This is a genomic window from Actinoplanes sp. OR16, assembly GCF_004001265.1.
GTDB lineage: Bacteria > Actinomycetota > Actinomycetes > Mycobacteriales > Micromonosporaceae > Actinoplanes.
Genome location: NZ_AP019371.1, coordinates 6,686,108 through 6,702,516 on the forward strand (window position 1 = coordinate 6,686,108; position 16,409 = coordinate 6,702,516).

The following is a 16,409-nucleotide window of genomic DNA, read 5'->3' on the forward strand; positions in this document are numbered from 1 at the left end:
TTTCACAGCCGATCGCGTTCGATGTGCCGCAGCGGCCGTGTCATCGAGCGGCCGCCCAACGGGGAGGACCGCATGACTGATTCGCAGAAGCGGCGGCGCCGGATCGCCCTCGGCGCCGCGGCAGGCGCCGTGGTGCTGACGGCGTCCGGGGTGGGAGTGGCCGAGGCTGCCGCGGCACCGCCCGCGCTCTCGTTCGTGGCCGCCACGAACACGGTGACCGCCGAGCGGTACGTCGAGGGCGACGACGCGTACCTGTACCTCGATCTGGGCCTGCACCTGATCGCGGGCAAGGACGCGTTCGAGGTCCGGGCGAAGCGGACCGGGTACGACAAGCCGATCACCGCGACCCGGTCGGTCGTGAAGAACGGCAAGAAGACGCAGGTGGCGCTCCCGGCCGGCACGGTCAAGGACTTCACCGGCCTCAAGGACTTCACCGCGTACGTGATCAAGGACAAGGCCGGCAAGGTCGTCGCGCAGTACTCCACGCCGTTCTGCGGCAACTCGTACAGCTCGGGCCGGACCCGCCGGGACGCGCCGGCCACCAACCCGTACCCGACGCGGTGCGGCGGCGAGAACCCGTTCACGCTCGGCGCGGTCTGGGGTGTGCAGGCCGGCTGGGACGCCGCCGTGCAGGACCAGCCGTCGACGCCGGGCGGGCTGTCGAAGCTCAAGGCCGGCAAGTACACGGTCACCGCGACGGTGGACGCCAAGTACCAGAAGCTGTTCGGCATCCCGGCGAACAAGGCGACCGCCAAGGTGACCGTCAACGTCGTCGACGTGAAGTACGACGAGGCGAAGCTGGCCCGGTCGAAGAAGGCCACCGCCCTGGAGAGCCACGCCGCGACCGGCCACGGCCTGCACCACGGCGAGGGGGACGCGAGCCGCCAGGTGTCGTCGTACCTGCCGGAGTTCCGGGCGGCGGCGAGCAAGCCGAAGCAGCTGCCGCTGACGCCGAAGACCGGTCCGAAGCCGGATCTGCGGTCGCTGCCGGCCTGGGGCATCTCGCTCGCCGAGGGCGTCGACGAGAAGACCGGCAAGACGACCGGCAAGTGGTACGTCAACTTCGGCGCGACGGTCTGGAACGCCGGCACGTCGCCGCTGCTCGTGGACGGTTTCCGCCGCACCGGCACCGAGGTGATGGACGCGTACCAGTACTTCTTCGACGCGAAGGGCAAGCAGGTCGGCTCCCGCCCGGCCGGCACCATGCAGTGGGACCCGCGTGAGGGGCACCTGCACTGGCACTTCACCGACTTCGCGCAGTACAACCTGCTGAAGGCCGACAAGAAGCTGGCCGTGCGCAGCGGCAAGGAGGCGTTCTGCCTGGCGAACACCGACGCCGTCGACTACACGATGGCCGGCGCGAAGTGGCGTCCGGACAACACCGACCTGGCCACCTCGTGCGGCGCCAACACCGTCGTCGCGGTGCGTGAGGTGCTCGACATCGGCAACGGCGACACGTACAGCCAGGATCGCCCGGGCCAGTCGTTCGACATCACCGGCCTGAAGAACGGCACCTACTACATCCAGGTGCTGGCCAACCCGTCGAACAAGCTCGCCGAGCTCAGCACCGGCAACAACTCCGCGCTCCGCCAGATCGTCATCGGCGGCACCGCGAAGAAGCGCACCCTGACCGTCCCGAAGGTCTACGGCATCGCCGGCTGACCCTCGGTGATCATGAGATCGGCCCGGCTCTCTCGGGGGAGCCGGGCCGTTCCCGCTAGCGCAGATGCCGGGCGAAGAACCTGGCCGCGTCCTCTCCGGCGAACGGCGGGACGCCGGTGTGCCCGCCCATGTTGGCGTGCAGCGTCTTCTCCGGGGAGCCGAAGGCGTCGAACAGGACCAGCGCTGCCTGCCGGTCGTTCCCCTCGTCGTCCCACTGCAGCAGGACGTGCAGCGGAATGGTGACCTGCCGGGCCTCCTCGACGATGGCGCGGGGCACGAAACTGCCCGCGAACAGCCCGGCGGCCACGATGCGCGGTTCGACCGCCGCCAAGCGGACGCCGATGGAGATCACCCCGCCCGAGTACCCGACCGGGCCGCCGATCTCCGGCAGCGCCAGCAGGGCGTCCAGGGCGGCCTGCCATTCCGGGACCGCGTGATCGACGAGCGGCAGAACGAGCTCGTCGATGATCTCGTCGCTGACCGGCCCGCCCGCCTCCAGCGCCCGGCGCAGGTCGGCTCGGGCCCGCTCGGCGGCGGCCCAGCGAGGCCGGTCGCCGCTGCCGGGAAGCTCGATGGTGGCCGCGGCGAAGCCGTCCGCCGCGCAGCGCCGCGCTCGAGCCGCCAGACGGGGATACATCCGGCGCAAGCCGAGCCCGGGATGGCCGAGCAGGACGAGCGGGGCCGGTGCGGATGCGGATCCGGGCGTCCAGAGGATGCCCGGGATCTCGCCGAGGGTGAATTCGCGCTCGAGGACGCCGTCGTCGAGGCGCTGCTCAGTGGTGAATCGCATGGTCGTGCCTTCCGGGAGTGCTCGTGAACGGCGCTCCCGGGCGACCTATCGCCCGACCGTGACCACCAAGGGGAGCACCCATGTCGCAACGTTCACGGGTACCACCTCCTCGATGTCGTCGTCCGGCCCCGGCAAAACTAGCAGCCGCACTAGCTGTGGTCGACCGCCGCCTGCTGGATCGGCAGCGCGGCGGCGTACCGCTCCATGAACGCGGTGAAGCCCTCGACGTCGGCCGGGTCGGGGGAGACCGTCTCCAGGCGCGCGTCCGCGAACACGACGGTGTTCAGGAAGTCGTCGAGGGTCTGGCCCTCAGCGCGGTCGCGGAGGAAGCCGGCCAGCACCGCGATGCCCCACGCGCCGCCTTCGGCGGCCAGGTCGCCGACCGACACCGGCGTGTCGATCGCGGCGGCCAGGAGGTTCTGCGCGACCCCGGGGGTCTTGAACAGGCCGCCGTGCGCGAACATCCGGTCCAGCTGGACGTTCTCCGCCTTCTGCAGCACGTCCATGCCGATGCGCAGGGTGGCGAGGGCGGCGTAGATCTGGGTCCGCATGAACGTCGCCAGCGAGAGCGAGCTGCCCGGCACGCGCAGGAACAGCGGACGGCCCTCGTGCAGCTTGGTGATCGGCTCACCGGAGAGGTTGTTGAAGGCGAGCAGCCCGCCGCCGTCCGGGGCGCCGGCCAGGGCCGAGCGGAACAGCGTCTCGAAGATCTTGTCCGAGCCCACGTCGACACCCAGAGCGGCGGTGAACTCGGCGAACAGACCCGCCCACGCGTTCAGCTCGCTCGCGCCGTTGTTGCAGTGCACCATCGCGACCAGGTCCCCGGCCGGCGTCGTGACCAGGTCCACCTCGGGGTGCACCCGGCTGAGTTCGCCGTCCAGCACGATCATGGCGAAGATGCTGGTCCCGGCGCTGATGTTCCCGGTACGCCGGGCCACCGAGTTGGTGGCGACCATGCCGGTCCCGGCGTCCCCCTCCGGCGGGCAGAGCGCCGCCCCCGGCTGCAGTGTGCCGCTCGGGTCGAGCAGCCGGGCGCCCTCCTCGGTGAGCGTCCCGGCCGGCTCGCCGGCGGGCAGCACGGCCGGCAGCAGCTCGGCCAGCTTGCGCGGCAGCCGGCCGGCGGCGAGCTCGTCGAACTGCTCGATGCGCCGCGCGTCGTAGCCGCCGGTCGCGATGTCGATCGGGAACACGCCGCTCGCGTCGCCGACGCCGAGGACCTGGCGGCCGGTGAGCTTCCAGTGCACGTACCCGGCGAGCGTGGTGAGGTGCGCGAGCCGGCTCAGGTGCTCCTCGCCGTTCAGCACGGCCTGGTAGAGGTGGGCGATGCTCCAGCGGTGCGGGATGTTGTAGCCGAACAGTTCGCTGAGCGCCTCGGACGCGTCACCGGTGTTCGTGTTGCGCCAGGTGCGGAACGGGGTGAGCAACTCGCCGTCGGCGTCGAAGGCGAGGTAGCCGTGCATCATCGCGGAGACGCCGAGCGCGCCGGTGGTGCGCAGCTCGGCCCCGTGCTGCCGCCGGACGTCGTCGGCGAGCGCGGCGAAGCACGCCCGCAGGCCTTCCCAGACCGCCTCCAGGGAGTACGTCCAGACCCGGTCGACGAACTGGTTCTCCCAGTCGTGGCTGCCCACGGCGAGGGCCGTGTGGTCCGGACCGGTCAGCACGGCCTTGATGCGGGTCGAGCCCAGCTCGATCCCGATCGCCGTGCGGCCGGTTTCGATGATGTTACGGATGTCGGCGGTCATCGTCATGTTCTACCGCATGTTGTTAGCGCGAACAATTGCGGCGTGACAGGGGTGCCGCCGTGGAGAGGACGGTCGCTCCCGAGGGGAACTATCACCTACCCGACGCAGCGGACCTGGACCGGATCATCGATTTGATCATCGACTTCATTGCACGATGACGCCTATGTGCGTGAGCCACGTTTCCCGACGCAGCGCCCTTCTCGGCGGCGCCGCCATCCTGACCGCCGCCGCCGTCGCGAGCCCGGGGACCGCCGCCGCGGCTCAGGCCACGCCGCGGCACGGCGTCCTCGACCTCACCTATCCGCTCGGGCCGTCCTTCCCCGGCTTCGAACCCGGCGAGGAGGCGGCGCGGCGGACCGTCAAGACGATCGAGGCCGACGGCTACTACATGCAGGAGTGGACGATGATCGAGCACGTCGGCACGCACGTCGACGCGCCGATCCACTTCGCCGCCGGCGGCAGGGACTCCACCGAGCTGCGGCCGTCCGAGCTGATCCTGCCGGCCGTCGTCGTCGACATCGCCGCGCGGGCCGCGACGGATCCGGACACCGTCGTGACGGTCGCCGACCTGCGCGCCTTCGAGCGGCGGCACGGCCGGATCCCGGACGGCGCCGCGGTGCTGATGAATTCCGGCTGGGGCGCCCGGAGCGGTAGCGCGGCGGCGTACCGGAATGATCTGATCTTCCCGGGTTTCGGCATCGACGCCTGCGAGTGGCTGCTGGCGAAGCGCCGGGTCAGGAGCCTCGGCGTGGACACGCTCAGCATCGATCCGGGCACCTCGGAGACGTTCGACACGCACCTGGCGCTGGCCCGGCGCGACCGCTACGGCATCGAGAACCTGGCGAACGTCGATCGGCTCCCGGCGACCGGTGCAAGGATCGTCGTGGGTCTCATCCCTTACGTGAACGGCTCGGGCGGACAGGCCCGCGTGCTGGCGACCTGGTGATCGACTCATTCCCGCCGCGCGTACGCTGTCGCGAACGTCTCCATTTGCCGACCCCGTGAGATCGCCGCAGTGTGATGACATGGGATGGGCTGGAACGGTCCGGAGCAGCTACAGGAGGACGCATGCAGTCGCGTACCGATCTCGTCGAAGACTTGATGGCGCGTTTTCCTCACGTGCCGCGGGAAGCGGTGATCAAGGAAGATCTGCTGCGGGGTGGTCTCGCGTTCGACGAGTCGGCGCTCACCGACAACGAGAACGGTGACGTCAAGCCGAAGTCGTACTTCATCTTCTCCTTCGACCACCGCACCCTTCCGGAGCTGGGCGAGGCCGCGCTGCGCCGCCCGCCGGAGGAGATCGTGCTGACCGGCGGGCCCTACGACCTACGCCGCACGGTGGTCTCGGTCCGCATCAACCCGTCATCGCCCTACCGCGTGAAGCCGGACGCCGACGGCCGTCTGCAGCTCTTCCTGGACGGCAAGCCGATCGCCGACGTCGGCCTGCCGCCGATGCCGGACTACTACCGGCACACCCTGGAGAACGGCAAGCAGGTCATGGAGGTGGCCCCGACGATCCAGTGGGGTTACCTCGTCTACCTGACGGTCTTCCGCGTCTGCCAGTACTTCGGCGCCAAGGAGGAGTGCCAGTACTGCGACATCAACCACAACTGGCGCCAGCACAAGGCGGCCGGTCGTCCCTACACCGGTGTGAAGCCGATCGACGAGGTCCTCGAGGCGCTCGCCATCATCGACAAGCACGACACCCTCAAGACGTCGACCGCCTACACCCTGACCGGCGGCAGCGTCACGTCGCAGGTCGGCGGCAAGACGGAAGCCGACTTCTACGGGCAGTACGCCCAGGCGATCGAGGAACGCTTCCCCGGCCGCTGGATCGGCAAGGTCGTCGCCCAGGCGCTGCCGAAGGAAGACGTCCAGCGGTTCAAGGACTACGGCATCCAGATCTACCACCCCAACTACGAGGTGTGGGACAAGCGGCTGTTCGAGCTCTACTGCCCCGGCAAGGAGCGCTACGTGGGCCGTGAGGAGTGGCACCGCCGCATCCTCGACTCCGCGGAGATCTTCGGCGCGCGCAACGTCATCCCGAACTTCGTGGCGGGCATCGAGATGGCCGAGCCGTTCGGTTTCACCTCGGTCGACGAGGCGATCGACTCGACCACCGAGGGCCTGCACTACTTCATGTCGAAGGGCATCACGCCCCGGTTCACCACCTGGTGCCCGGAGCCGACCACGCCGCTCGGCAAGACGAACCCGAACGGCGCGCCCCTGGAGTACCACATCCGCCTCCTGGAGTCGTACCGCGCGACCATGGAGCACTACGGCCTGTCCAGCCCGCCCGGATACGGCCCGGCCGGCGCCGGCAACGCCGTCTTCTCGGTGAGCTCGTTCATGGATTCGCTGCCCGCGGAGAAGTGACCTCAGATGTGCCGCCTCCCCGGTCGATAGGGGAGGCGGTCACACCTGAAGGGAAGCGCCCGCTTGCTCCGGATCTGGTCCCTCGTCGCCGGCGCGATCATCGCGACGCTCGCCGTCGTCGTGCTCGGCGTCCTCGGCACGCGGTCGGCCGTACCCGCGTGGTCGCTCTGGCCGTGCGCCGTCCTCGCCGTGCTCCTCGCCGCCGCGGCCTGCGTGCTCGCTTCCTCTTCCTGCGGCGGCGCGGGCTCGATCTTCTGGAGGAGATTCGGGTACGCCGCTGCGCTCCTGGCGGCGGGCGCCACCAGCCAGATGGCCGACACCCTCCGCAACCTGTCGGAGGTCCTGGCCTTCTCGCCGCTGACCGGCCTGCTCTATCTCGCGGCCGTCGGGATCGGCGTGTTCGCGCTGGTCCGGTTGCCGGGCGCACGCCGCACCTGGCGCGGAACCGTCGCGCTCTTCCTCGACGTGGCGATCGTCGCGGTCGCCTCCGGCCTGGTGCTGACCCGCCTGCTGGCGCTGCTGCCGATGCCGCTGCCCAGTGGCGCCCTCGCCACCGCCCTGCGGGTGATCGTTCTGGCCGCCGCGTCCGCCGCCGTGGTCGCGGTGGTGAAGGTGAGCATGAGCGCCACCGGCTCGGTGCACGGCCCGGCCCTGTGGCTGCTCAGCCCGATCGGCGTGCTCGCCCCGGCGTCACTGGTCATCGCGCCGATGGTGCAGCGGTGGCCGCACCTGAGCGCCACGGTGATCATCCTGCCGCCGTTCGCGGTGCTGCTGACGCTCGCCGCGTACTCCCAGATCCGCAGCGCCGCCCGCCCGGCCCGGGTCGCTCCGGGCTCGCGCCGGCGGGGGATCAGCGCGATCCCGTACGTCGCGGTCCTCGCCACCGCGATCATGCTGACCAGCGTGATCGTCGCGACCGGCCGGCTCTCGGCGAGCCTGGCCGCCGGCGCGGTGGTCCTGATCCTGCTGGTCGTCGTCCGCCAGCACGTCGCGCTCTCCGACAACGTCCTGCTGCTGGACCGCCTCGCCGACCAGACCCGCCGCGACGACCTGACCGGCCTGCCGAACCGCCGCGCCTTCACCGCCGCCCTGCAGCGTTCGTCCGGGGCCGTGGTCGTGGCCGTCTGCGACCTGGACGGTTTCGCCGCGCTCAACGACAGCCTCGGTGACCGGGCCGGCGACGAGGTGCTGCGCCAGGCGGGGGAGAGGATCGTCCGTTCCCTGGGCCCGGACGCCGTCGTGGCCCGCCTGAACGGTGACGAGTTCGGCATCCTGGTCCCCGGGGACTTCGCCGCTGACGTCCTGCTCCGGGCCTTCCAGGCGCCGCTGCCCGCCGACGGTCACGACCTGCTCGTCACGGTGACCGTGGGCGTCGCCTCCGGCAGTGGCGACGAGATCCCCGACCTGCTGCGCCGCGCCGAACTCGCCCAGCAGGCCGCCAAGCGCGTCGGCGCCGACCGCTACCAGCAGCACACCGCCGCCCTCGACGAGAACGCGCAGCACAGCGCCCACCTCGCCGCCGCCCTGCGCCGTGGTCTCGACCGGGGCGAGTTCCGCGTCGTCTACCAGCCCATCGTCGAACTGCCGCACGGCGCCGTCAGCGCCGTCGAAGCTCTGGTCCGCTGGCACCCGGACGGGGACGCGCCGATCTCGCCGGCCGAGTTCATCCCGGTCGCCGAGCAGACCGGCATGATCATCGACCTGGGCGCGTGGGTCCTCGACACCGCCTGCGCCGACGCGGCTGCCTGGCTCTCGCTGCACGGTCCGGCAGCCCCGCGGGTGAGCGTCAACGTCTCCGCCCGCCAGCTGCTGGATCCGGACCTGCCGGGCCTGGTGGCCGCTGCCCTGTCCCGGCACGGGCTGGACCCCGCCCGCCTCACCCTGGAGATCACCGAGACGGCCGTGTTCGCCGGTGGTCCCGCCCTGGCCACCGTCTTCGCGCTGCGCGACCTCGGGGTGGGCATCGCCCTCGACGACTTCGGCACCGGCCACTCGTCGCTGACGCTGCTGCGCACCTGCCCGGTCACCACCCTCAAGGTCGACAAGTCGTTCATCGACGAGCTGAACGGCAGCCCGCAGCAGGAGGCGATCGCCGCCTCGCTCAGCGGGATCGCCCACACGCTCGGACTGCGGGCCGTCGCCGAGGGCGTGGAGACGCAGGACCAGGCCGATCGTCTGCACGCCCTCGGCTACCGGTACGCCCAGGGCTTCCACTTCGCCCGCCCGGTGCCCGCCGCCGAGATCGTCCCGGTCGTTCTCACAGCGTGATCGACTCGCCCCACGGGATGTTCTCGAGGGGGAGGCCCGTCAGGCCCTTCTCGCCGAGAAGCATGCGTGCCGAGTTCTGTCCGAGCTCGCTGAGCATCAGCTCATGGATCTGGACGACGCGGGCCGGGCGCACCGCCCGTACGAAATCCGCTGCCTCTCCGAACTTCGTCCAGGGACCGCTCGTGGGCAGCAGCAACGTCTCGACCGCTGCGTCGGGCGTGGCATAGGAGTCACCCGGGTGGAAGACACGCCCCTCGACGAGGTATCCCACGTTGTCGATGACCGGGATGTCGGCGTGAATGATCGCGTGGGTGGTCCCGTGGGTCGCGACCTCGAAGCCCGCCGCCTCGAACCGGTCACCCTTGCGGACCACCTCGGCCCGCCCGCCCAGCTTGGCCCGGATGCTCTCCGGCCCGAAGACGCGCAGCCCCGGCCGCCGCTCCAGCTCGGCGTTGAGCGCCGCCTCGTCGAAGTGATCGAAATGCTCGTGCGTGATCAGCACGGCATCAGCCGCGGAGATCAGCTCGGCGGCGTTCGGCGTGAAGGTGCCCGGATCCACGAGCAGGGTGCGGGCGCCGTCGGTGAAGGTTACGCAGGCGTGGGCGTGCTTGGTGAGCTCCATGCTCGAAAAATACAGCTAGGCTGTATTTTTGGGGGCATGACACCGGCCACTTTTCCGTCTTCTTCCCCTGGGCCGTCTTCTTCCCCTGGCCGGTCCTCCGCGCTGGGGCCGTCCGCTTCGCCTTCTTCCGGCGCTTCGCCTTCTGGCGCTTCGCCTTCTTCCGGCGCTTCGCCGGATGTCGACATCGCCGAGCGCCTCCGTCAGTCGATCGGTCGTTTCGTCCGGACGGTCCGCGCCCAGGCCGACACCCTGCCGCCCCCGCAGGCCGCAGCCCTGGGCGCCCTCGACCGCGAGGGCCCGCAGACGATCGCGCGGCTGGCCGCCGACTGCCGCGTCAAGCACCAGAGCATGAGCCGAACCGTCACCGAACTGGAGAAACAATCCTTCGTAGCCCGCACCCCGAACCCGGCCGACCGCCGGGCCGTACTGATCACCCTCACCCCCACCGGCACCGAAGCCCTCAACACCGACCGCGACTCCCGGCGTCGATGGGTGGCAGCCGCCATCAGCCGGCACCTCTCCCCGGACGAACAGGCGATCCTCCACGCCGTCCCCGACCTGCTGAACCGTCTCTCCGCCGATTGACCCCGGCCCTTCTTGGCTCGCGAGTTCGGCCATCAAAACGAAACTGGCGAGTAACAAACGGCCGCCGAACCGAATATGGTCTTGGCATGCATATCCGGCCCATCCACCAGGGCGACGCGGCCCGCTTGGCGCTCCTCCTCGAGCAGCTCGGTTTCCCGTCGGCCGAGCGCGACGTCCGCCTGCGCATGGACTACTGGCTGGGTGACCGGGCGAGCGCCCTGCTCGGCGCGGACGACGACGGCTCGCTCGTAGGTGTCGCCGCCCTGCACGTCACCCCGATCTTGGAGATCACCGGCAAGTTCGGCCGGCTGGCGGCCCTCGTGGTCGACGAGTCCTACCGTGGCAAGGGCGTCGGCCGCCTGCTGATCTCCGCGGTCGAGGAGCGGGCACGAGCCGAGGGCTGCCTCTTCGTCGAGGTCACCAGCAGTAACCACCGCGCCCCGGCCCACCTCTTCTACGAGCGTCTCGGCTACGTCGACACCCGCGACCAGTCCCGCCGCTTCATCCGCCGGCTGCCCACCGGAGGCCACGCTCGGTGATGGTCCGGGTGGGCGGCAGCAACAGATCCTCCGGCGAATGTCCGAGAGTGTTCACGAAGACCCGGCCCGCGCCGAACGTGCGCGTCCACACGACGGGCATGACGACGCCGGCCGTCTCCGGCGCCTCGTCAACCCCGGCGAACGTCGTAGTGGCATGCACCTCGTTCGTAGGGTCGAAATGGCAGTAATACTGTTCGGTGCAAACGTCGTACCCCTCGATCCCCGCCACGATCTCATGCTCCCCGGCGATGTCGATCCGATGAGGCGTGAACCCGCCGGGATGAAACAGGAATCGCCCGCCGATCATGTATTGATAGCGCGAGTTCTCATAACCGAAAGCCAGCACCCCGCCATGCCACCCGGCGAACCCGGCACCGCGCTGAACGGCGCTGACCAGCCCTTCTTCCTGGGCGTCTGTCAGATTCCCGTGGGTCCAGCAGTGAACGATGAGGTCGACATCCGGAAGACTTTCATAGACCTCCAGGCTGTCCGAAACCTCGACGTCGAATTCGCTTGACCCCTTTTCAAAGATCCCACAACATTCGTACGGCGAATGCCCCGCCCATCCGCCGCGCACGAACAAAGCCCGCCTCATCCCCATTCCTTCCCCGAATTCCAGGGCTCAAGCCGTCACCAAGGACTCCCCGAACCGAACCCCTCAAGTGCCGAACGGTCCACGGCATAACCAACCACCTGTACCCAGCCTTACCCGACCCGTGCCCGCCCAGCCTCAACCTAGCCTCCTAGGACGCCACGAGCGGTTGTGGCAGCGCCAGCAGAGCAGCAGCGTAGGCCGCACCTCGGCGGCGGACGAGCCTCCGACGTTCGTGAGTTCCGGCGCCACCGTCCGGCTAGACCTACCACGCCTGTCTTCGCGAACGGGTCCGCTTACGCATGGTGATGGCCGGAGACACGCTGCATACGTTTGCCCGGAGCGTCGCTCCCCATAAGGCGGTCAACCCTGACGATCGTCGGGGGTGCAGGGTTGCCGTTCGGCTCGGGTTTCTTGCCGCTTTCGTTTCTACGGTCGGCCCCTATGAAACGAGAAACACGAGCAACCAGCGGGGCTGGCCGTTTGTTGGCTGCTGTCGGCGTCGTGGGCGCGGTCGCGGTGACTGTCGCCTGGCTTTCTCCGGGCGGGTTGGGCCGGGCCGGGGCCGTGCAGGTTACCGACGGAGTTTCGGTGTCCGGGTACCGAGCGGTCGCCGGGGCGGCGGCGGGCGCACCGTCGTGGTTCGGCCCGGCGCTGGAGGTGGCTACCGAGGGCACTCTGGCGGTTCTGGGCGTGCTGCTGGTCGCGATGTGGTGGACGTCGATGCGCCGCCGGGATGTGCGTGGGGTTGCCGGGACCGTGCTGACCGGCGTCGGCACCGTGGTGGCGTACGCGGTCAGTGAGGCGGTGAAGTTGGTGGTGGATGAGGAGCGACCGTGTCGTGCGCTGCATACGGGGATCGAGGTGATCGCCGATTGTCCCCAGAGCGGGGATTGGTCGTTTCCGAGCAACCACGCCACGCTGGCCGCGGGGCTGGCAGTCGGGCTGGCGGTGTTGTGGCCACGCCTTGCCGCGCTGACGTTGCCCCTGGCTGGAGCTGCCGCGTTGTTGCGCGTGCTGGTGGGGGTGCACTACCCGCACGATGTTCTGGCCGGTGCGTTGCTCGGCGGCGCGGTGGTGGCGGCTGCCCTGCTGGGGCTCATGCCACCTGCCCAGCAGGCGGTGTCGTTACTGCTGGGCAGGTGGTGGAATCGCGATTCCCGCTTCGTGGGCGACCACCGCGGCCGCGGCCCGGTTCTCCACGCTCAGCCGGGCCAGGATGGAGCTCACGTGCGCCTTGACCGTTCCTTCGACCACGTGCAGCCGTCGGGCGATCTGCCCGTTGGACAGTCCACTACCGAGGAAGGCGAGCACCTCCCGTTCCCGAGGGCTGAGGGCGTCGACCCGGTCCCAGGCGCTGGAACGCCGCGTGGCCGTGCTGTCCGCGCCGGTCGCGGCGAGGTGCGCTACGACGCGGGCCGCGACTTTCGGTGACAGGTAGGCGGCGCCGTCGGCCACCGCGCGTACCCCGATGATCAGTTCCTCGGGCTCGCCGGACTTGATCAGGAAGCCGGCGGCGCCGCCGCCGAGCGCTTGCAGGATGTAGTCGTCCTCCCCGAACGTGGTCAGAATGATCACTCGTGTAGCCGGTACGGTCCTGCGGATCTCGGCCATCGCTTCGATGCCGTTCATACCGGGCATGCGGATGTCGAGGACGGCTACCGCTGGCCGATGCCGTCGCGCCAGTTCGACGGCGTGGTGTCCGTCGCCGGCCTCGCCGATGACGTCGATGTCCGCGGCGGTGGTGAGGACTGCGCGTAGTCCGGCACGGATCATCGGTTCGTCGTCGGCGATCAGTACGCGGATCATCGGCGGCTCACGGGGTGACCGTGTCCCGGGACACCAGCACGTCGTCGCGGAAGCAGAGCCGGTAGGCGTCTCCGGACCGGTCGTCGAAGCGGTCTGCCGTCATCGCGTAGTACTCGCACGTCAGCCCGTCCTCGGTCGGTTCGGTGGTCAGCGGTCGGTAGCGGGTCTGCCTGCGTGGCAGGAGACGCTCCACCTCGGAACGATCCTGCCCGATGCGAAGGCGGGCGTAGTCACCCGGAGCCAGGACCGCCTGTGACGCGGACAGTGTCTCCCAGCCCGCCAGGACCCCGCTCAGCAGCGCACCCGTGACCAGCGGCACCATGACCGCGAGAACCAGGGTCCGTCCCGCACGCCGCCGGGCGCGGCGATGTTCCTGCGGCAGCGCCCGGTCGGTCCACGGAGTCACCGGTGGCGGCGCGGGTGTGTGGGGGATCCGCGCGGTGACCGCAAAACCTCCGTGGTGCGGGCCGTACTCGAGAATGCCGCCGACCAATCGCACCCGTTCGGCGAGGCCGACCAGCCCATGCCCGCCGCCGCAGGGCCGGACCTGAACGCCGCCCGGTGACGGTGGCGGACCGTTCTCCACCACGATCGTCGTCTCGGTCGCCGTATGCGTGACGGAAATGGTCGCCGTCGCTCCGGGCGCGTGTTTGGCCACGTTGGTCAGCGCTTCCTGCGCGACCCGGTGCATGGCCCGCTCGGCCATCGGCGGCAGATCGCCCGTCTCGCCATCGATACGCAACCGCACCACCAGTCCCGATGCGGAAGCCGCGACCGTCAGCGCCGCGAGATCGGGGCCGCAGACCTCCATGGGGGCGCTGTCGGTCTGCTCGCGCAGGACGCCGATTACCTCGCCGAGGCGCTCCACCGCGGCTCCGGCCCGGGCCCTGAGGTCCGCGGCCGCCTGCCGGTGGTGCTCGGCAAGGTCCGGCCGGAGTTTCAACGCACCCGCGGACAGCGCGATCAGGCTGAGGTCGTGGCCGAGCAGGTCATGCATGTCCTGGGCGATCCGCGCCCGTTCGCGCAGCCGCGCCTGCTCGGCGACCAGCCGCTGTTCACGCTGCGCCTGTTCGGCCTGTTCCCAGCCAGCCCGGACCAGATCCTGGTACTGGCGCCAGAATCGTCCCGCGAACCATGGCGACATCGTGGCGGCCACGAACACGATCAGGAACCGGCTCGCCAGCGGCAACCAGCCGGGCACGACCGAGAGCACCACCACAACGGCCGAGAGCACCGCCACCAGCGCGAGCGCCGTCGGACCCGTCCGCCCCGGGCGCCGCCCGGCCAGGAACGCGGTGACCACGGTCGGCAACAACCACCACCCGCTCACCGTGCTCAAACCGGCAAACACCGCCGCCGCCCCGGTCAGCAGCAATCCCGGGTCGACAGCCCGTGCGCTGACTGCCGGAACGGCAGTCAGCGCGGACTTGATCGTTGCTCGCTTCACCGAGGCGACGGTACGGGCTGCCGCTGCCGCCCGACACTGCCGAAAGACAAATCAGCCTGCGCGCAAGGCGGCGCCCGCCGCCCGTCACCGACGGCCGAGAAACGCCGCCTATGGAACGTCCGGCCAACGGAAGTGATCGCAGCACTTCGTCATCTGTCACCACGGCAGAAGCGCGCATCGCGCCGTTCTCGCGAACGAAACCACATGGCTGTGACTCATCGCCAGTGCGAGCACTGAACGACAGCGATGAGTCACAGCCGTGAGGGGCGTCCGAAGTGCACCGTATGGCTGGGAGGTCGTCCACAGGCGGCCCGATCGGACGACGCAGCGAAACGGCTCGAGCCGGAGGAACCCCGCCACCGGCGATGGGCGCGAGTGCTGACGTCGCGGACCCTCCGTCCGCCGGGGCCGGCCCGAGGGCGGACGGAGGGACGGCAGGCGATCTATTCCAGGATGTACGTAGCGTCGGCGCGCCCGGTCGCATCGGACACTGTCTGGACGTACAAGAGATAATTGCTGTGCCTCACATAGCGCCCGGGGTAATTCTGCGACTCGAAGGAGACGCCGGTGCTGCTCGCGAGGCCGGCGCGCTGGAAGAAACTGGCGTCGCCCTTGAATCCGGCGGTTCCGTCGTTGCGTTCCACGAAGACCTCGAAATTGCGGTGCCGCAGGTAGTAGCCGGGGAAGTTCGTCGATTCGAGCGAGATCGTCCCGGAGCCGCCGAGTCCGGAAACGATCCGGAACTGTGAGTCGGCGAGGACGGTGACGTTCGTGTCGAGGCGGGCGCGGTACTCCCAGTGGCGCACGTAGCGGTCGGCGGTGTTGTAGGAGCGCAGGCGCACCGGTGTGACGCCGTCGGCGACCGGGATGCCGAAGTTGGGCGTGCCGTCGGCGTTCCAGTAGAACTTCTGGATCCGGGTACGCCGATTCGGGTCATTCAGGGGATCTCCTGAAATATCCCGGTAGTTCCGGTCGTGGTAGACGAGGATGTCGCTCTGACCATCTTCGGACACGGTGAACGAGTTGTGGCCGGGCCCGTACTGGCTGGTCGCGGCATTGCTGGCAAAGACCGGGTTCGCCGACTTGGTCCAGGATGCCGGGTTCAGCAGGTCAGCCGTGGCCGAGGCGGTCAGCAGGCCGAGGCAGTAGTTGGCGTCGGTGGCGCTCGCCGAGAACGTCAGGAACACCCGGCCGTTGCGGATCACCACGGTCGGGCCCTCGTTCACCTTGTAGCCCCGGGTCTCCCAGGCCAGCGTCGGAACGGCGATCCGCGCGACGGCGCCGGTGATCGTCCACGGATTCGACAGCCGGGCGATGTAGACGTTGGAGTTCGTGGCGATGCCCGGCTCCTGCTGCGCCCAGATCAGGTAGCGCACGCCGTTGTTCACGAACGTCGAGGCGTCCAGCGCGAACGTGTTCCAGGGCGTCGTGATCTGACCCTTTTCGGTCCAGGTCGCGGTGAGCGGGTTGGAGCCGGTGCCCTCCAGCACGTACATCCGGATGGCCCAGACATCGGTCGTCGCGCCGGCGGCGAAGTAGACGTACCACTTGCCGTCGATGAAGTGGATCTCCGGCGCCCAGATGTGCGCGCCCATGATCCCACTGGAGTGCTTGCGCCAGATGACGGTCTCGGACGCGGTCGACAGCCCCTGCAGCGTGGTGGACCGGCGCAGCACGATCCGGTCGTACTCGGGGACGGTCGCCGTCATGTAGTAGTAGCCGTCGGTGTGCTTGTAGATGTGGGTGTCGGCGCGCTGGTTGGCGATCGGGTTGGTGTAGTGGACGGCGGGGGCGGCCTGCGCGGGTGATCCGGGGGAGAAGACGGCGGCGAGCAGGCCGAGTAGTACGGCGGCCAGGGCCGCCGGCAGGCGACGGGGGTACGGGGACATGGCGGTCCTCTCGACAGCGATGTGCGCGTTCTCAGAGGTGCTCACGGCCGGCCCGCTTGTCATCGAAGGTTAGCGATAACATTCCGGT

At 69.7% G+C, this 16,409-nt stretch carries 13 protein-coding genes and 1 pseudogene; 7 read left to right on the forward strand and 7 right to left on the reverse strand.

From position 1 onward, the window contains the following. Positions 1 to 72 precede the first annotated feature (72 nt). Entirely contained in the window at positions 73 to 1,662 is a 1,590-nt protein-coding gene (locus EP757_RS30575; protein ID WP_127551876.1) for a lysyl oxidase family protein, read from the forward strand. A gap of 55 nt (positions 1,663 to 1,717) precedes the next feature. Here EP757_RS30575 and EP757_RS30580 read toward each other — a convergent pair whose 3' ends face one another. Together EP757_RS30580 and EP757_RS30585 are read right to left on the reverse strand one after the other, a co-directional pair. Next, entirely contained in the window at positions 1,718 to 2,452 is a 735-nt protein-coding gene (locus EP757_RS30580) for an alpha/beta hydrolase (protein WP_127551877.1), read from the reverse strand. Between the two features lie 149 nt (positions 2,453 to 2,601). Beyond that, entirely contained in the window at positions 2,602 to 4,194 is a 1,593-nt protein-coding gene (locus tag EP757_RS30585; protein WP_127551878.1) for a xylulokinase, read from the reverse strand. Positions 4,195 to 4,357: 163 nt separating this feature from the next. Here EP757_RS30585 and EP757_RS30590 point away from each other — a divergent pair, with 163 nt between their 5' ends. From EP757_RS30590 to EP757_RS30600, 3 genes are all read left to right on the forward strand, one after another. Beyond that, on the forward strand, positions 4,358 to 5,140 hold the full coding sequence (locus EP757_RS30590) for a cyclase family protein (protein WP_232050082.1): 783 nt from the start codon (positions 4,358 to 4,360) through the stop codon (positions 5,138 to 5,140). 122 nt (positions 5,141 to 5,262) lie between these two features. Then, a complete protein-coding gene (locus tag EP757_RS30595; protein WP_127551880.1) occupies positions 5,263 to 6,570 on the forward strand; it encodes a radical SAM protein in 1,308 nt (435 codons plus the stop codon). Positions 6,571 to 6,633: 63 nt separating this feature from the next. Continuing rightward, positions 6,634 to 8,838, forward strand: a complete 2,205-nt coding sequence (locus EP757_RS30600; RefSeq protein ID WP_127551881.1) for a bifunctional diguanylate cyclase/phosphodiesterase — start codon at positions 6,634 to 6,636, stop codon at positions 8,836 to 8,838. On the opposite strand, the gene EP757_RS30605 is transcribed toward EP757_RS30600, so the two are convergent. Beyond that, positions 8,828 to 9,460: an MBL fold metallo-hydrolase gene (locus tag EP757_RS30605; RefSeq protein ID WP_127551882.1), complete on the reverse strand. Its 633-nt coding sequence runs from the start codon at positions 9,458 to 9,460 to the stop codon at positions 8,828 to 8,830. The genes EP757_RS30600 and EP757_RS30605 overlap by 11 nt on opposite strands. A gap of 36 nt (positions 9,461 to 9,496) precedes the next feature. Here EP757_RS30605 and EP757_RS30610 point away from each other — a divergent pair, with 36 nt between their 5' ends. Both EP757_RS30610 and EP757_RS30615 read left to right on the forward strand, forming a co-directional pair. Then, on the forward strand, positions 9,497 to 10,045 hold the full coding sequence (locus tag EP757_RS30610; RefSeq protein ID WP_127551883.1) for a MarR family winged helix-turn-helix transcriptional regulator: 549 nt from the start codon (positions 9,497 to 9,499) through the stop codon (positions 10,043 to 10,045). 86 nt (positions 10,046 to 10,131) lie between these two features. Further along, positions 10,132 to 10,584 carry a GNAT family N-acetyltransferase gene (locus EP757_RS30615; protein WP_127551884.1) on the forward strand — a complete coding sequence of 151 codons (453 nt, stop codon included), beginning with the start codon at positions 10,132 to 10,134 and terminating at the stop codon, positions 10,582 to 10,584. Here the strand turns inward: EP757_RS30615 and EP757_RS30620 are convergent. Further along, a complete protein-coding gene (locus EP757_RS30620) occupies positions 10,547 to 11,179 on the reverse strand; it encodes a ThuA domain-containing protein (protein WP_197725415.1) in 633 nt (210 codons plus the stop codon). The genes EP757_RS30615 and EP757_RS30620 overlap by 38 nt on opposite strands. Positions 11,180 to 11,899: 720 nt before the next feature. Here EP757_RS30620 and EP757_RS44135 point away from each other — a divergent pair. Then, positions 11,900 to 12,253 (forward strand): annotated as a pseudogene (locus tag EP757_RS44135) (phosphatase PAP2 family protein); the annotation flags it as partial. A gap of 51 nt (positions 12,254 to 12,304) precedes the next feature. Here EP757_RS44135 and EP757_RS30630 read toward each other — a convergent pair. The 3 genes from EP757_RS30630 to EP757_RS30640 all read right to left on the reverse strand — a co-directional run bounded on the left by EP757_RS30630 (position 12,305) and on the right by EP757_RS30640 (position 16,366). Beyond that, a complete protein-coding gene (locus tag EP757_RS30630; protein ID WP_127551886.1) occupies positions 12,305 to 12,985 on the reverse strand; it encodes a response regulator transcription factor in 681 nt (226 codons plus the stop codon). Between the two features lie 7 nt (positions 12,986 to 12,992). After that, positions 12,993 to 14,432, reverse strand: coding sequence for a sensor histidine kinase (locus EP757_RS30635; RefSeq protein WP_127551887.1), 1,440 nt, complete (start codon positions 14,430 to 14,432; stop codon positions 12,993 to 12,995). A gap of 443 nt (positions 14,433 to 14,875) precedes the next feature. Continuing rightward, the gene (locus EP757_RS30640; protein WP_232050083.1) at positions 14,876 to 16,366 is read right to left on the reverse strand and encodes a family 43 glycosylhydrolase; all 1,491 of its coding nucleotides are present in this window, start codon (positions 16,364 to 16,366) and stop codon (positions 14,876 to 14,878) included. Positions 16,367 to 16,409 lie beyond the last annotated feature (43 nt).